Source organism: Bacteroidales bacterium, assembly GCA_014860585.1.
In the GTDB taxonomy this organism is placed as follows: domain Bacteria; phylum Bacteroidota; class Bacteroidia; order Bacteroidales; family 4484-276; genus RZYY01.
Genome location: JACZJL010000021.1, coordinates 1 through 17,644 on the forward strand (window position 1 = coordinate 1; position 17,644 = coordinate 17,644).

Annotated in this window: 13 protein-coding genes and 1 tRNA gene; 8 read left to right on the forward strand and 6 right to left on the reverse strand. The window is 43.4% G+C overall.

Annotated features, from left to right (window positions below):
- Positions 1 to 447, forward strand: a 447-nt coding sequence (locus IH598_02315; protein ID MBE0637337.1) for a hypothetical protein, incomplete at its 5' end; no start/stop codon positions are given.
- A gap of 136 nt (positions 448 to 583) precedes the next feature.
- Positions 584 to 2,041, forward strand: a complete 1,458-nt coding sequence (locus tag IH598_02320) for a T9SS type A sorting domain-containing protein (protein MBE0637338.1) — start codon at positions 584 to 586, stop codon at positions 2,039 to 2,041.
- Positions 2,042 to 2,057: 16 nt separating this feature from the next.
- Here the strand turns inward: IH598_02320 and IH598_02325 are convergent, their stop codons facing one another.
- The gene (locus tag IH598_02325; protein ID MBE0637339.1) at positions 2,058 to 2,660 is read right to left on the reverse strand and encodes an archaeosortase/exosortase family protein; all 603 of its coding nucleotides are present in this window, start codon (positions 2,658 to 2,660) and stop codon (positions 2,058 to 2,060) included.
- Between the two features lie 63 nt (positions 2,661 to 2,723).
- Positions 2,724 to 3,242, reverse strand: coding sequence for a nitroreductase family protein (locus IH598_02330; protein ID MBE0637340.1), 519 nt, complete (start codon positions 3,240 to 3,242; stop codon positions 2,724 to 2,726).
- Positions 3,243 to 3,467: 225 nt separating this feature from the next.
- On the opposite strand from IH598_02330, the gene IH598_02335 reads away from it, so the two are divergent.
- The 4 genes from IH598_02335 (at position 3,468) to IH598_02350 (ending at position 10,814) form a co-directional block, all read left to right on the forward strand.
- Positions 3,468 to 5,324, forward strand: coding sequence for a S8 family serine peptidase (locus IH598_02335; GenBank protein MBE0637341.1), 1,857 nt, complete (start codon positions 3,468 to 3,470; stop codon positions 5,322 to 5,324).
- A 13-nt stretch (positions 5,325 to 5,337) separates the two neighbouring features.
- Positions 5,338 to 7,107 carry a hypothetical protein gene (locus IH598_02340; GenBank protein ID MBE0637342.1) on the forward strand — a complete coding sequence of 590 codons (1,770 nt, stop codon included), beginning with the start codon at positions 5,338 to 5,340 and terminating at the stop codon, positions 7,105 to 7,107.
- Between the two features lie 31 nt (positions 7,108 to 7,138).
- Entirely contained in the window at positions 7,139 to 9,208 is a 2,070-nt protein-coding gene (locus IH598_02345; protein MBE0637343.1) for a T9SS type A sorting domain-containing protein, read from the forward strand.
- Between the two features lie 175 nt (positions 9,209 to 9,383).
- Positions 9,384 to 10,814 carry a transporter substrate-binding domain-containing protein gene (locus IH598_02350; protein ID MBE0637344.1) on the forward strand — a complete coding sequence of 477 codons (1,431 nt, stop codon included), beginning with the start codon at positions 9,384 to 9,386 and terminating at the stop codon, positions 10,812 to 10,814.
- A 152-nt stretch (positions 10,815 to 10,966) separates the two neighbouring features.
- On the opposite strand, the gene IH598_02355 is transcribed toward IH598_02350, so the two are convergent.
- From IH598_02355 to IH598_02370, 4 genes are all read right to left on the reverse strand, one after another.
- Complete coding sequence (locus tag IH598_02355) at positions 10,967 to 12,571, reverse strand: fumarate hydratase (GenBank protein ID MBE0637345.1); 1,605 nt, start codon at positions 12,569 to 12,571, stop codon at positions 10,967 to 10,969.
- A 37-nt stretch (positions 12,572 to 12,608) separates the two neighbouring features.
- A complete protein-coding gene (locus IH598_02360) occupies positions 12,609 to 14,042 on the reverse strand; it encodes an alkaline phosphatase (GenBank protein ID MBE0637346.1) in 1,434 nt (477 codons plus the stop codon).
- A gap of 393 nt (positions 14,043 to 14,435) precedes the next feature.
- Positions 14,436 to 14,523: transfer RNA gene (locus IH598_02365), tRNA-Ser, on the reverse strand.
- Positions 14,524 to 14,605: 82 nt separating this feature from the next.
- Entirely contained in the window at positions 14,606 to 15,163 is a 558-nt protein-coding gene (locus IH598_02370) for a thioredoxin family protein (protein ID MBE0637347.1), read from the reverse strand.
- Between the two features lie 164 nt (positions 15,164 to 15,327).
- Here IH598_02370 and IH598_02375 point away from each other — a divergent pair, with 164 nt between their 5' ends.
- Positions 15,328 to 16,566: an insulinase family protein gene (locus IH598_02375; GenBank protein ID MBE0637348.1), complete on the forward strand. Its 1,239-nt coding sequence runs from the start codon at positions 15,328 to 15,330 to the stop codon at positions 16,564 to 16,566.
- A gap of 38 nt (positions 16,567 to 16,604) precedes the next feature.
- Positions 16,605 to 17,644, forward strand: a 1,040-nt coding sequence (locus IH598_02380) for an insulinase family protein (GenBank protein MBE0637349.1), incomplete at its 3' end; no start/stop codon positions are given.

Genomic DNA, 17,644 nt, shown 5'->3' on the forward strand with positions numbered 1-17,644 from the left:
ACACAGGAAAAACAGGAATTACGAGAAAAAGTTACCGAAGCAGCTGTTCTGAGAGCTTACAACATCCAGTCGTCTGGGATCAGACATCGTGGGGCAAAGGAAGAGGAAACCGACAAGGCACGCCGCACGGATGGCTTAAAAATCTGTTTTACTATTGGCGAAAATTCGCTCATCACTCCGGGAACAAAGGACATCTTTATCCGGATTGCACGCCCCGATGACGTCATTCTTATTTATGACAAAACGGATGAATACACTTTTACTTACAGGGATAATAAGTTGCAATATTCTCTCAAAAAGTCGATTGATTTCACCGGAAGTGCACAAGATGTTTGCGTTAGCTGGAAAAAACGCAACCTCGACGAAGAGACTATGGCCGGCCGCTATCGCGTAAGCATTTACTCCGACGGCAATCTGATTGGCGAAAGCGCTTTTGAGTTGAGGTAATCTTTGTTCAGATTGGCGACAGTGTTTAGGCGAAGCGAGTAATCTACCCTCAATCTCAAATTTTTCTCTCATGTTTCTGTGATTCAATCAGTAGTTTTATGTAAATTTGTGGTCTGAATATCAATAACATATTGCCATGAAAAAACTACTGCAATCAATCGTCATCTTGTTGAGCGTGATTTTTCAAATACAAGCTCAGAATTACCAGACCTTTAATTCCGGCAGGATTGCTTCGTATGAAGATCAATGGAACGTTATTAAGTTTGTTCGTATAGATTCAGTGAATTTCCAAACCGATTCGGTATTGATGCCGTTCGGCGGTTTCCAGGAGATATCCTATCAGGAATGTTATATCATTGATGGTGTTTCGTGGCTTGGAAAAGAGATCATTGTTCATGATAATGGCTGGAATCTTTTCGTCACCAGCGAAGAAGATACCGTTCACATCAATACTGCCGTAACGCAGGGCGAAACCTGGACGGCCTTTCATCGGCCAGGCCAACTGATCATCACAGCAACCCTCATTAGCCATGATGTTCAGAATTTTCTGGGATTGCAGGATTCGGTTAAAACCATCGGGTTCCAGGCATACAATCATTTGATGGAACCCATTAACCACGCTATTAATTCCATGACAGTGGCTTTAAGTAAAAATTTCGGGTTTGTTCGCACGCTCAACTTTGCCCTGTTTCCTGATATCTATCCTTACATTGGAAATGATTGGGACGGTTTGCGTGAATTTGAATTGATAGGCTTGTCTGATCCACAGGTTGGCGTTCAAAATTTAACCTGGATGGAAGTGCATGATTTTCAGCCAGGAGATGAATTTCATGTTTATTACTTCAACGCAACCTTTTTTGCTCCAAATGAATTACAACAAACCATTCAAAGATACCTTGACCGTGAAGATTTTGCTGATTCAGTAAGATATTCCGTTGAGAGAATCCAGTCAACTTTGCACTACAGTTACCAGGGGAATACATTTGAATTCATCCATGATACCATCATCGAAACTTACCGCCCGAATGAAGATTTCGACAAACTACCAGGCGAAATCGTATTTGATGAAGACTGGGCTGATGGTGCATTTTACTATAAATTGAACACCCAGTGGCATCAGGCTAAAATCAAACCTTCACCCGATTTTTGGCTCTTCAATTCTGGTGAATATTGCTGGAACTACTTAATTATTGACGGTTGCATTTCTGATTACACCTGGTACAAAGGATTAGGCGGACCTTATCACAATTGTGATTTTTGGGGAGAAATTGAACGTTCGCTGGTGTATTACAAAAAAGGCAGCGAAACCTGGGGCACACCGCTGGTTATTGTTGGCATGGAGGAAAATCAACCCAAAAACGGAATAAACATTTACCCTAACCCTGCCACCGATAAGTTATGGATTATGTGTGAGGATACTGATTTGCCGCTAACCGTTGAGTTTTATGACTTGCATGGAAGGCTTGCCAAAGAAGTTGTTCTATCTGAAACTGTTCAGCAAATTGGGTTGCAGGAATTCACAAGAGGTTTTTATTCCTACAGGATTTACAATGATGCCGGCTTGACTGGTTTTGGAAAAGTTGTCATTGAATGACCAAATCTTTATCCATTTATCCCGCAATTGCCTTCTCGGTTTTGGGTTTCGCCAGTTTTTCAACCCACCATACCCACAACATAAAAATGACCACATAAAAGAATGGTCTGAAAAGATAATCGTGGCTAAAGTCCCAGTATTCCGGAAGTACAACAATAACAACGGACAAACCGATGATCCTGAATAAATTGGTGAAATATACCGCGATTACACCCAACGGAATAAACCAAAGCTTCCGCTTCCAGGATCCCGGGAAAAGAAGCATCAACAGCACAAACTGCAGGATCTGTTTAAACCCCGAGCAACTCCTGTTCACGGCAATATAACCTTCGTTTGCAAAGTACATGGTTTTATTCTGATCAACTGCGGTAATTTCAATCTGAAGCACGTTCCCAACAAACCACGCACTGGGATAATAGACCGTTTCTGCCATCTTCCCCTCAAGGTTAAAAATAGCTTCCTTTAACGGCCAGTATTCGAGCGTGTTGGCCCAATATCGATAGGTGTAGTGAATTACGAGGGTAATAAGGATAAATAATGCAACATCTTTGAACACATCAAGGCGGTATCGACGGATGAACGTTTGTACAAGTTGTTTCAGGTTTGAAGTGCTCTTCATTGGCAATTCGTATAAAAACAGGTTTAAATCACTAATTATTAGTATGATATGATATCAAAAGGATCAGATAAATTTGACAACCTCATCGAAAGGTTTTCGGATTTTCCGGCCAGTTTTATTAAAATCTTTTTCCGGGTAACCCAATGGAGTCATAAAAAAGGCCTCCTCCTCATCTTCCAGAATTCCCGTTGCACGAAGTTTCTGCGGATCGAATGCAACTATCCAGCAGGTTCCGACACCTAAAGATTCAGCCGCAAGAATCATGTGGTCCATGGCAATGGTAAGATCAGTCTGTAATGTATCGTACCCGTCAGCTTCACGGCTCCAGGCAAGGCTCCTTTTACCAGCAACAATAAGCAAATGCGGGGCGTCCTTAAACCACTGACGGTGGTAGCATTCCCTAACCTTTGCGAGGTTTTCATCTGATGAAACCAGGTAAAACCTCCATGGCTGTCGGTTAGCAGCGGAAGGGGCCAGCCGGCCGGCCTCCAAAATCATTTTCAATTTTTCCGGTTCAACAATACGCTTTGAATCATAGCTCCGGATGCTTTCTCTGTTTTTAATCAGCTCATTAAATTCCATATTCAAATTTGCTTGTAAACTGCAAAAGTGCACATTTTAATGGATTTCATGCTTAAATTCTTTAACCCGTTAACTGTAATCACAGTCATATTCAGGGTTGAAAAAGTCAGTTATTCCAATGAAAAAGTTAACCAGTTGATTTTTAACCATTATTTAACAATTGATATTAAACAATACTTAAATAGCAATGTTTAAAAGCATTGTAGTACAATAATCCGTTTAATTATGAAAACTCTTTTTACTTATCTTTTAATTTTCCTGTTCACCTCAAGTGTTTCTGCGCAGCAGGTGGATTTGGATGCTGCTTTACAGAGGAGACCGACAGAACTGCCCATCCAGGTGAGATTATGGGAATTATGCAACGTAGCCAATGCGGATAATGTTGAAAAAATGGGTCAGATCATGTCCCATTCACGTATTGGTATGCGAAACGACGGTAAAGTCAACGTCAGGATCATTCATCCCAGAGACAATCGGGTATCTCCGAAGGAGATTTTAACCAATCAATCTATTGAAGTATTTCGGGAAGATCCTGAGCAAACCAGTATTTACATTGATCCCAGGTATCTGATTGCGCTGGCAGAAAGTTTACCCACGGGATATGTTTTATACCAGGAAGCACCGGCCGATCCTTTAAATGAAGGGCCTACACCTCAGGTACATAATTCAGCCTCTTATTCTGCAGGCGGCGCTCCGGGAGGTGCTGGAATCAAAATAGCTGTTATTGACGTGGGGTTCAATGGCCTTCAAAATGCAATTGCAAATGGTCGGGCACCGGCCAATTATGATTCAATAGACTATTCTTCGTCGGGTGTTTTGAATGGCTCGTCTCATGGAGTGGCAGTGATTGAGACCGTATTTGATCATGCTCCCAATGCTCAGTATTTCATTTACAAAGTGATCAATTCATCACAGTGTGCCAGTGCTGTTGACCAGGCAGTATCAGATGATGTGGACATCATTAATATGTCGCTGGGTTATCGTGGTTTGGGTTGGGAAGATGATGATAATAGCCTTTGTACCGCAACCAATTCAGCCGCTGATGCCGGAATACTGGTCTTTGTTTCATCCGGAAACAGTAAGAAATTGCACTGGCAGGGGACTTTTTCCGATAATGACAATGACAATTGGCATGGCTGGTCGGGAAATAATGAGCTCAATACCATTACCCTTCAGGATACGACTTCGATAAGTTGTGGCTGCACCTGGGATCCTTCCCAAAATACCGATTACAATATTTATATCTATAATGCTCAGGGAACACAAATACTCGATTCAGATGAGATGGCAGGCACTGAATTTGAAAGTGTAAATTTTCAGAATACAGCAGGTTTTGCTGTACCTGTTGCAATAGCAGTGAGAAAAATATCCGGGCCGGATGTAGAGTTTGAAATTCAATGTAATACGAGTGGTGTTGGGAGTAGCGTTGTCAACGATCAATTAACGTTTCGTGTGGCTGCCGGTTCGATAACCTGGCCTGCAGCCTGCTCGGCTGACAATGTGATTGGGGTGGCAGCTGTGGATCGTCCTGATTTTAACAATCCATCCGGCGTTTCAGGAATAAGTACCGTTTATAGCAGTGAGGGTCCCACCAACGAAGGAAGACAGGGAGTTGATATTACCGGAGCTACTGTAACCACTATTGGAGGAGGAGGTCAGTTTTTTGGAACCTCCTGTTCATCACCCAATGCCGCCGGGGCAGCAGCAGCGCTGTGGTCAACACAACCAAATCTGAATGCAGACAATATCAGGTATCTCCTTTATAGAAAAGCACAAATCTACAAGGACTGGGGAACCCCGGGACTTGACTACATTTATGGTTGGGGCGGTCTTTATCTCCACGATTACATCATAAATACCAAGTATGTTGACAGGTTGGTGAACAACCCATTAGGATTTTCTTCGCGTGTTTTCCAGTATGTAGATGATGCCTTCAATGCAGTACCAAATCCTCCGGCCGAAGGTGCTGTAATCCTATTTTTTAACGATTATCCATCACCTTATACCCCCATCAATTTTTTGATGAACAAGAATGTATTATTAAAAACTCTCGGCGGAGAATCAACTTTAGGAAATAATTAAAAACCCAGTTAATATGAAAACTATCTTTACAAAAATCAAGTACTTAGTTATTTTGTTCGCATTATTATTCAGTGCTAATTTTGCTGATGCACAAATCGGAATTGACAACGAAACCCCCAATCTGAACTCCTCGCTTGACCTTGGGGCAACTGACAGGGGCCTGCTTCCCAACCGTTTAACCACATTCGAGAGGGTAAATGTTCTTCAACCAAATCTTGGTGTGGCTGAAAAAGGGATGTGGGTTTTCGACACCAATCAAAACCTTTATTATTTCTGGGATGGCGGCCAGTGGGTAGCTATGTCGGCGGGATCAATGAGCGGTAGCGGGCAGCAAGGGCAGGTGGCTCTTTGGGGAATGGGCAACACGCTTACCGGCTCAAATAATTTCGTTTGGGAAGAAGCCGATACAAGGCTTGGTATTGGTATAGACTATCCGGAAGCTACCACACACATCAACAGTATATCAGGTAGCGCACTTAAAATTACCAGTTCGGGACTCAGTGAGGTTGATGAATATATCGTTGGCATCGAAAGAACAATCAATCCACTTCCCGGAACACACTACCTGCAAATGAGAGTGCCGTTCGGCTCACACACCAACTTCGATTTTTTAAATCTGAAGTATGGCAATCAGACGGTATTGAAAGTAAATGGCAACGGACACCTCAACGCATCAACCATTGGCGCAGGAACCGATGAGGCAAACGCTCGTTTTAACATTAATGATCCCAGTTCCGATTTGCTCATTGATGTAAAAGGTGGTGGTACACCAAGCGTTCTGGATTATCTGATCAATTTTGAAAGGACTGCTATCCCTTATCCAAATCTTGACCTGGTTCGGCTGAAACTGCCGGCAAATTCACCCGACGATACACAATTCATGGAATTTGAGAGGGGTGAGCAGGAGTTGGTTCAGGTGAACGGGAATGGAGATGTTGTTTTAAAAAATGGCGCAAGTTTTATAGGAACTTACAATGGCCTTAACAGCAGCAACGTTGAACTGGACGGCGGAGATGTTATTTTGGATGGCGGTCAGGTTACCTTACAAAACAATGGAAATCTGAGAGCGTGGTTTACGTCCAGCACCTCTAATGCATGGTTGAATTTGCATAATGGAAACAATACAAGAACGGTTTACCTGAATAGCGAAGGAACAAATTCATCTGATGGTGGATCTTTAACCCTATATGCCTACGATGGCACTTCGACTGTAACCCTCGATGCAAATAGCTCAGGAGGAGCGTATCTGAGCCTAAAACCCGTTGGTGGAGTATCCACAATAATCCTGGATTCTGAATATAACGGTACCAATAAAGGCCGGATTACATGTGGCGAAATAAGGCTCACGGGTGGCGCTGACTTTGCAGAGTATTTTGATGTGATTGATAGGAATAGCGAGGAACAGATTATCGAACCCGGAACGATTGTTTCGATTGATCCTCTCAATCCCGGTAAATTATTCCCGTGCAACGAAGCTTATGATAAAAAGGTGGCCGGTGTGATCAGTGGCGCCAATGGAGTAGATCCCGGATTGGTTATGGGTCATGACAACACGATTGCTTCAGGTGATTACCCTGTTGCACTTTCAGGAAGAGTTTATGTAAAAGCCGATAACTCCAATGGGAAAATCAACCCGGGAGACTTTCTGACAACCTCTGCAAAACCCGGGTACGCCATGAAGGTAAAAAACGTCAAAAAAGCAACCGGAGCCATTATCGGTAAAGCAATGACAAGCCTCGAAGATAATGAAGGACTGGTACTCGTGCTGATCTCACTTCAATAATCAGCTTCGAAATAAACCTAAATTCGAATCTATGAAAACACATCTTTATATAGCTTTCTTCATCATCGGCCTGTTCATTCAATCCGGACTTGCACAGAATGTTACGATTGCCGGTTCTGATATCACACTAACAAACGGTACATTGATGAACATCCCGGGTGATATAACTTTCATCGCTGATGTTGAAGTAGAAAATGCAGGAATTATTTCTGTCGGAGGTAATTGGAAGAATAATGCAACCAATGATCTTTATCTTCAAAACGGATCCGGTTCAGTGGTTGTAAATGGAGCTTCCGGGCAAATAATCGGTGGAAATTCCCGAACCTACTTTGGAAATTTGAGCATCGAACAATTTGTTGATCTCGAAAATGAAATCCATGTTGCAGGAGTCCTGCAGTTTGCAAATGCGAAATTATCACTCAATAAATACAATCTTTTCATCGGGCCCGGCGGCCAGATAGCAGGTGCAGATGGTAATGCCTATCTGATTGCTGAATCCAACGGTGTTCTCGTCAGGGAAGTGGGTAACAGCGAAGTATTATTCCCGGTAGGATCTGCTGCATCCTATCTTCCGGTGACGATGTTAAATACCGGTTCAACAGACAGATATGGAGTTAATCTTTTTTCGGACGTTCTTGATTCTGGCACCTCAGGAGTTACTATTCCTGAAATTGATCATTGCGTGCTGAATACGTGGTACATCATCGAAGAAAATCCCGGAGGAAGTAATCTGAATATCAGTTTTCAGTGGAATGCTGAAAATGAGCGGGCACTCTTTGATCGTTCAAAAAGCGGTATCGGAAACTTTAATGCTGGCGCATGGAATGCATTGGATGCCAAGCCGGCCTCAGGCAACAATCCATACATTCAAACCAGGTCAGATTTGACCACCGTGGGGGCCTTTGCTGTGGGAGATCAGGATTCACCGATGGCCATACCGGTCGTTTATGATGAGCAGAATATTTTTCTCCCTGCCGGCTGGACAGGTATTTCATCCTATCTGAATCCGGCAGATGCAGATTTGGAGGTCATGCTGAATGGTATAGTTAATCAGCTTGTCATACTACAAAACTTATCCGGTGTGTACTGGCCCAGCCAGGGGATCAATACAATCGGAAACTGGGACATAAACTCAGGATATCAGGTTAAAATGAGCGGTGAGGTAATATTGACCGTCTCCGGAATCCCAATGGTTGATGTTACGCTCGATCTTTCAGAAGGGTGGAACCTGATTCCTGTATTATCTGGATGTGATGTGGGTGTTGAGGATTTGTTTGCGGGAACTGATCTAATTATGGTCAGGGAGGTTGCCGGTTACAAAATCTATTGGCCGGAATTTGATATCAATACCATTGGGACATTAAGTCCTGGTGCAGCCTATATGGTGATGATGGGAAGCGAAGATGAAGTCGTTTTTCCAACTTGCGAAAAGTCCAATTCAACATCCTATCCACAGGAATCTTCAATCGAATTAAACCAGGATTTGACCTGGAATAAGTTTGCAAAAACAAACATCACCCATACCATTGCCATACCAGTAAGTGCTTTTAATGAAACACAAATTGAAGAGGGGGATTTCATCGGTGCCTTTAATGAGGAAGGAAAATGTTTTGGTTTTGTTGAGTGGAATCAAAATAATACAGCAATTACGCTTTTTGGTGATGACCAAACTACTGATGAGATGGATGGATTCACTGAACATGGCTTCATCAACTTTAGGTTAATGAAATCAATAACGAATCAGGAAGTCTGGCTTGAAGCTCAATACAACAATGACTTCCCAACCCATGAGGGTGTTTTTGTAAGCGGGGGAATTTCTGCAATTGATCATTTTAAAGAGTCCTCCGGCAGTGCTTTTGATAATGCCGTTCCCAAATTCAGATTATATCCTAATCCCGCGCATGATAAAGTGAGCGTTCACTACCATGCTTCAGATAATTGTCAATTAAGCATTCAAACGATTCACGGCGTTGAGGTTTATTTAACCGAATTAAACAGTCCTTTCACGGATATTGATGTTTCCTCCCTGTCACCCGGACTGTACCTTGTTAAATTAAACAATGGCGCTGATTATCAGGTTATGAGGTTAATAATTAAATAGCCTTTTCGATTAGAATTTACAAAAGAGTTGACTGTTACCTTAAGATTTGTTTTACTGTTTTTATTCACCTAAAATCAAGGCTTACTTTGCTTAAAAAGTGTTAAAATCTCATTATCAATACGATAATTAAAAAAAGTGTATTTTTGCAGCCGATTTGTTAACTAAACAATCAAGCATGAAGTATTTGATTTTTTTGTTCTTTGCAACGTTGATCACAATAATACCCCAATCCTGCAATCCCGACCGGCAGGATGATAATCAACAACAAAAGAACTTCAATTTGAAAGACCAATCTTTGAATAAAATCCTCGAAAGGGGCGCCCTTATTGCCACAACCGATTACAACTCAACAAATTATTTTATTTATCGTGGAGAGCCTGCAGGTTACCAGTATGAGTTGCTCAAAGCCTATGCGATGCATCTTGGTGTGAATCTCGAGCTGGTTGTGCATAATGATATCAACGATGCTATGGAGGATTTATGGGCAGGTAACGTTGATTTGATTGCTCATGGGATGACTGTCACAGGTAAAAGGAAAAAGTTGGTTGATTTTACTTACCCCCTTGGCCAGACCCAGCAGGTGCTGGTTCAGCGCAAAGCAAACAGCTTAAAGCAAACCAGTCAGGATGAGGGCTCAATTCAGGGGATAATTCGTAATCCTCTCGACCTTGCCGGGAAGATGGTATTTGTACCCCGCAATTCCGCACATGCATCCCGTCTTAGAAATCTTCAGGAGGAGATCGGGAGTAAAATATACATCGTTGAGTTTCCCCAGGACACTGAGCAGCTGATCGAAATGGTAGCCAGCGGAGAGATTGATTACACCATTTGTGACGAGCACATTGCGCGTGTAAACCAAAAGTATTACCAGAATATTGATATAGAAACGCCGGTCAGCTTTAAACAAAACTTTGCCTGGGCAGTGAATGTTGGCTCTGAAAGTCTGAAAAATCATTTGAATGAGTGGCTTGAAGGTTACCTGGTTTCATCCATGGGGAAATATGTTTATCAAAAATATTTTGAGAGCCCGAGATCATTCCAGTCAGCCTATCGGTACTCGTCAATAAGAAGTGGCAAAATTTCGGATTGGGATGAATTTCTTAAATCAAAAAGCCCGGAATATGGACTTGATTGGCGTCTTGTGGCATCACTGATCTACCAGGAATCGAGATTCCAGACAGATGTTTCTTCATGGATGGGCGCCTTCGGTTTGATGCAACTCATGCCCGGAACTGCTGAAATGCTCGGCGTTGATTATGACTCTTCTCCAGAGGATCACATGGAAGCCGGGATGAAATACCTCAAAGAGTTGGATTCCCGCTTTAAAGATATCGTGACTGACGATGATCAGCGGTTAAGGTTTGTACTGGCTGCTTACAATGCCGGCATTGCTCATGTGTTTGATGCACGTAGGCTGGCCATTAAATACAATCGTAACCCCAATGTTTGGGAAGGAAATGTAGACTATTTTTTGCTTAATAAATCTAATCCCAGGTATTACAACGATTCTGTGGTCTTTTACGGGTATCTTCGCGGTGAGGAATCATTCAATTATGTAAACGATATCATCAATCGTTATGAGCATTTTAAAAATGTATCAGATTAACGGGGATTTCCTGTTGATAAGCCTTTTCCATCTATAAGAAAAGAAGAGACTGTCTCAAAAGTCTTACATTTGGATTTTTAACTTTTCGGGTTAAAACCAGACTTTTAAGACAGTCTAGGCAAATTTAAGTTAAACGGACTGTTTCAACCGCATTAAATCTGCTGATAAAAATCATTCCCTTTATCATCTACAATGATGAATGCCGGGAAGTCTTTTACCGTTATCTTTCTTACCGCTTCCATTCCAAGATCTTCAAAGTCAACAAGTTCAATGGATTTAATATTGGCTTGGGCCAAAATTGCTGCAGGGCCTCCGATTGAGCCAAGATAGAACCCGCCATATTTGGCACATGCACCTGTAACCTGTTTGCTGCGGTTTCCTTTTGCAAGCATAATCATCGAACCGCCATGACTTTGGAATTTGTCAACGTATACATCCATCCGGCCGGCGGTTGTTGGACCGAAACTTCCGGAAGGCATACCAGCAGGTGTCTTAGCGGGGCCAGCGTAATAAACTGGGTGATTTTTGAAATAATCAGGCATCGGTTTCCCTTCTTGAAGCATCTGGTTGATGCGGGCATGAGCAATATCGCGTGCTACGATCAATGTGCCGTTGAGGCTTAAACGGGTTTTTACCGGGTATTTACTCAGTTCGGCCAACACTTCTGCCATTGGCCGGTCGAGGTTGATCTCCACAGCAGGGGTCATTTCCGGTGGAGCAGCAGGGAGGAAGCGTGCCGGGTTCTTTTCCAGTTCTTCGATGAAGATACCATTTTCAGTAATTTTTGCTTTGATGTTCCGGTCGGCGCTGCAACTTACCCCCATTCCCACGGGGCAGGAGGCTGCGTGACGCGGAAGGCGGATCACCCGTACATCGTGAGCAAAATATTTTCCTCCGAACTGTGCGCCAATGCCGCTTTCCTGGCAAATTTTGCCGATACGGTCTTCCCATTCAAGGTCACGGAATGCCTGGCCGTAAGCATTGCCCTGTGTTGGTAAACTGTCATAATATCCGGCTGATGCTTTCTTGACCGCAGTGAGGGTGGATTCGGCACTGGTTCCGCCAATAACAACGGCAAGATGGTAAGGCGGGCAGGCTGATGTTCCAAGTTCCTTTACTTTTTCCCTGAAGAATTTTGTCAGATTTTCCTCCGTCAGCAGTGATTTGGTTTGCTGAAATAAAACGCTTTTGTTGGCAGATCCTCCGCCTTTTGTCACGATCAGGAACTCATAAGTGTTACCGGGAGTAGAGTAGATATCAATCTGCGCCGGAAGATTGGTGGCAGTATTTTTCTCTTCAGTCATAGTCAGCGGCGCAATCATGGAATAACGCAGGTAATTTTGCTGCCAGGTATCATAAACACCTTTTGAAAGGTATTCTGCATCATCAACACCTGTATAAACATTTTCACCTTTTTTTGCCATGATGATGGCAGTGCCTGTGTCCTGGCAAGTAGGTAACTTTCCTTCGGCAGATACCACCTGGTTTTTAATCATGGTGTAAGCTACAAAGCGCTCGTTATCGCTGGCATCCGGGTCTTCAAGGATGGCGGCCAGCTGTTTCATGTGTGAAGAACGAAGATAAAATGAAACATCAAAAAAGGCTTCACGGGCCAGCAATTCCAGCCCTTCCGGGGCTACTTTGAGGATTTTTCGGCCATTGTACTCTTCAACCGAAACAAAGTTTTTGGTCAACAACCTGTATTGGGTTGTGTCGTCGTGAACCGGATAAGGGTTCTGGTAAAAAAACTCAGCCATGACAATAGTTTTTTGATTAATTATTGATTGAAATAAATCATTGATTCAGTCCCATTGCGATCCTGATCTTTTTTGGAATATCAGTGATGTCGTAATACCCATTGAACATATCATGTCCCTGCCCTATGGCAAAAACAGGTACAGGCGTTCCGGTATGAGAAAATGTGGTCCAACCCAACCCGGCTTTGTTATTCAAAACGCGAACGGCTGTCGCTGTGATTGGATTACCTCCACCATAGCGCAGGTATTTTTCTTCTTCAGTCATTATTGTTGTATCATTCATCGCTTTCCAGGCTGTTTTGAAAAGTTCGCTTTCATAGTCTGACAATGTGATCCCGGTTTCACCACCCAGTCCAAAGTAATTATTTACCATTTCCATAGCGAATTCGTAGCGCTGGTTTGCCGGCCCTTTGAGCAGTGAATCCAGTAAGATCGTAAAACTCTCGGACGATATTTTTTGCAGTTGTAATATCGCAAAATCGGAATCGTAATGCTTCCCAGCCCATCCTAAAGATAACCCGCCGGTTTCGTGGTCAGCAGTAACCACGATCAGGGTTTCATCAGGATGTTGATGATAAAATTCAAGGGCTACCTCCACTGCATCCGAAAGCGAAATTACATTTTGAATTACTGTTGCACCATCGTTGGCATGTGCAGCCCAGTCAATTTTTCCTTCTTCAGCCATGATGAAAAAACCTGTTTCATTGTCCAAAAGCTCAATAGACTTTTCAATAAACCGGCTCAATGGAATATCCTCTGAATTTTGATCTATTGCAAACCGCAAAGCAGCAGATCCATCAATAGGGCTACCAACAGCAATTACTTTGTTGTCTCCCGGTTTCAGCCGGTCAAATTCTTCGACTGACCTGGTGATTGTAAATCCAGCCTGCTCTGCCAGCAGGTAGGCTGATGGCTGGTCGTTATTTTTACCGAGCGGCTGGTTGAACCCTCCTCCACCGAAGAAGTTGAAATTGCTTTTCATCAGGTCGAGACTGATTTCATAGTAATTTGATCTTGTGGGCTGGTTAGCGTAGAAAACCGCCGGTGTGGCGTGATTGATACTTACGCTCGAAATAATCCCGATTTTGAAACCGCGATCCCTGGCTTCACAGGCAATTGATGTCAGGTTATTCAATCGTTTTCCATCCATCGAAATCGTATTGATCGTGGTTTTTTGTCCTGTGGCCAGTGCTGTGCCTGCAGCAGCCGATCCCGTGATCAGCCTGTTCAGGGCGTGATTGTTTGCAACCCCTGTTGTTGGAAATTCACTAAAGCTAAGTTTCGTGAAGCCGGTTTCTCGCTGTGCTGCTGCGATGTAGGCTTCCGTTACGGCAACATGGGTCATTCCCATCCCGTCACCGATAAAATAAAATACATATTTAGCCTGCTGTGCCCAAAGGCTGGTTGATAAGATAAACAGAATCAACAGGGTTACGTTAAAAGTACGGATCAAAAGTTTAGCAGAGGTCATATTTCAGATTTAAAATTCAACATTTAAACGCAAAAACCAATTGTTGGTTGCATTAATAAATCGTTAAATTCACAATGGTCACAAAGATACAGGGAAAAAAGATACAGCTAATGTAAAGGCGGAATTTTTTCAGGTGAATGAAAATTGAGGCGCACTTTCCTGTTTCAACAGCGATAATATCCCGCTAGGGCCGGATACTATAGCTTAACTGGCAGTCGCAATCTGTTAGGATAGATTCCACATATGCTGAAGCCTAAGCTAAGCAAGTGGTTAAACCGAACCCAGGTTGAACACGATTAACCAAAAGCCATGTTTTCATTGTTGCTGTTATTTCCTGTTTGATAGAACAAAAAAGCCTGAACCGCTCTTTGATCCAGGCTTTTATTTTGTCAGCGGAGAAAGAGGGATTCGAACCCCCGGGCCAGCAATGCCGGCCAACAGATTTCGAGTCTGCCCCGTTCGACCGCTCCGGCATTTCTCCGCGGCAAAAATAGCTATTTTTCCGGGTGTGATATATTTTTAGGAATGGCTTTTGTAAATTTGCCTTTAAGCTCTATAAAACCTCATTTCTTCCACTTGATGTTGCAGCCAATGCCTGGCAATTGCTCTGCAGGAACCGGTTTTCCGGCAAGGATCAGGTCGAGGGTTCGGCGCAGGTCAGCGCCGGTGATGGGTTTGCCATTGCCGGGCCGGGCATCGTCGAACTGACCGCGGTAAACGCATTTTAAATCACCGTCGAACACATTGAAATCGGGTGTGCAGGCGGCATCATAAGCTTTGGCCACTTCCTGGGTTTCGTCATAAAGATAGGGAAACGGAAAATCATGTTGGCGGGCGAACTCTACCATTTTTTCTGGTGAATCTGCTGGATAATTCTCCACATCGTTGGAATTGATCATTACAAAAGAGACACCTTTGTGAATATATTCTTTCCCCACGTTCACCAACGCTTTGATGATGTGAACCACAAAAGGGCAGTGATTACAAATAAAAACCACCACAGTGGCTTTGTCCGATTTCAGATCGTCCAGTGATTTCTCCTGACCCGAAATCATATCGGGGAGTTTAAAAAATGGGGCTTGAAAACCGAGGGGTATTTGATTTGTTGGTGTTGCTGCCATAGTTTTTGATTTTTTTCTGTTAACGATCAAAAGGCTTCCATTGTTCAATTGAACGGGTAAGCAGAAAGCTGAATCGATAAACATGAACGACATTTCTACTGCCTTCCGATGAACACAGTATCTTTGGCGCCGTTTCTTTGTTGAAGCAAATTTTAATTTTTCCCATGATTTTATTTGAGAAGTTTACCTTAAAAAACGGTCTTCGGGTAGTTGTACATCAGGACAAATCCACACCGATGGTTGCCATGAGTGTACTTTATGATGTTGGTGCGCGTGATGAAGACCCTGAAAAGACGGGTTTTGCCCATTTGTTTGAGCACCTGATGTTTGGCGGTTCGCTGAACATCCCCAAATACGACGAGCCGCTTGAAAAGGCAGGAGGGACCAACAACGCCTACACCACCAACGACATTACAAACTACTATCTGTCGCTGCCCTCTCAGAACCTTGAAACGGCATTTTGGCTGGAGTCCGACCGGATGAACCAGCTTGCTTTTTCAGATAAAAGCCTTGAAGTGCAGCGTAATGTAGTAACGGAGGAATTTCGCCAAACCCATCTGAACAAGCCTTACGGCGATGCGTGGTTGATACTTCGACCTCTTGCCTACACGGTTCATCCTTATCGCTGGCCAACAATTGGGAAGGAGATCAGCCACATTCAGCAGGCAGTGATGGATGACGTCAGGGCATTTTACCATAAATTTTATAACCCCAATAATGCCGTGATGGCAATAGCCGGCAAGGTGGAATACGACGAAATAAAGCGGCTGGCGGAAAAATGGTTTGAACCAATTGAAAATTTTGGGGAAAATAACCGGAACCTGCCAAAAGAACCGGAACAGAAGGAGGCACGTTTCCTTGAAGTGGAGCGCAGCGTGCCGGCCGATATGATTTACAAAACCTGGAAAATGTGCGACAGGTTACACCACGACTATTATGCCACCGACTTGCTGTCGGATGTGCTTGGCAACGGCAACTCTTCACGGTTTTACAGGCGGCTTGTCATGGAACAGAATCTTTTTACCGAATTGGACGCTTATGTTACCGGGAACTTTGACGAGGGGCTTTTTGTGATTTCGGGTAAACCCAGCGACGGTATCACTCTTGAAGAAGCCGATAAAGCGATAAATGATGAAATTTCAAGGTTACAAAATGGAGAACTTCAGATGAATGAGCTTCAAAAAGTGAAGAACAAAGTGGAGGCTAACCTGGCTTTTTCGCGGATGAACGCCCTGAACAAAGCCATTAATCTCGCTTTTGGTGAATTAATGGGTGATGCAGGGCTGCTGAACACCGAAATCGACAAATACCAGGCAGTAACTACTGATCATTTATTAACCGGTTCGAAGCATTTGCTCACTCCCGAAAAATGTTCCACCCTCTATTACAGGGCAAAGAAGTGATGTGGAAAACCCGGTTTTAATTTATTAAAAAACCACGAATGAATATCGAAACACTGAGAAAAACTGCGCCTCCCGTCAAAAAGGTTGAAACCATTGACTTGCAGGAGCCGGAACACTTTTTACTGGACAATGGAATCCCGGTTTACTGCATTGCTGCCGGCGACCAGGAGGTGCTTAAAATGGACATTATTTATAAGTCGGGCGCTTCCACCAGCATTAGACCAGCGGTTCCCTATATTACAAACAGCTGCATGAGAGAGGGTACAAAAAATTTCTCCTCCGGGCAAATTGCCGGAACAATCGATTACTACGGCGCCACCCTTACCGGCAGTGTAACCCGCGATGATGCAAGGGTTATTATTTTTTGTCTTACCAGGCACTTCGAACAGGTGCTGCCTGTGATCGGTGAAATAGTTCTTGCACCTACTTTTCCCGAGGTTGAGGTAAAAACAATTACCAGCCGGTCGAAGCAGGAGTTTCTCGTGGAGTTGGAGAAAGTGAGTTTCCTGGCGAGAAGACATTTCGGAAAAACAATTTTTGGGGCAGATCACCCTTATGGAACCTATGCCGAAGCAGAGGATTACGATAAAATCAGTGGTGAAGTACTTTCGGAATATTACCGCAAAAATTACCTTTTCTCAACATTCAGGATCATTGTTTCGGGGCGGATTCCAGAAAACATCCAACATTTGCTCAATGGCTATTTTGGCCGGCACCAGGTATCCGAAATATCTCCACAAAACTTTAACCACTCAACTAACCTTCGGGAAAAATCCCTGTTTATCGAAAAGCCAGACGCCCTGCAATCGGGTGTTGTCATCGGGAAAACTTTATTCAACATGAACCACCCGGACTGGATAAAAATGCAGGTGGTCAACACCATTTTCGGTGGATATTTCGGTTCAAGACTTATGACCAACATTCGTGAAGATAAAGGGTACACGTATGGGATAAACGCCAACCTCGTGTCGATGCAACATGCCGGGCTGCTTTATATTTCAACACAGGTGGGCAACGATGTTACACAACTGGCTATTGACGAAGTTTTTAAGGAAATTGACCGGATGCGCAACGAACC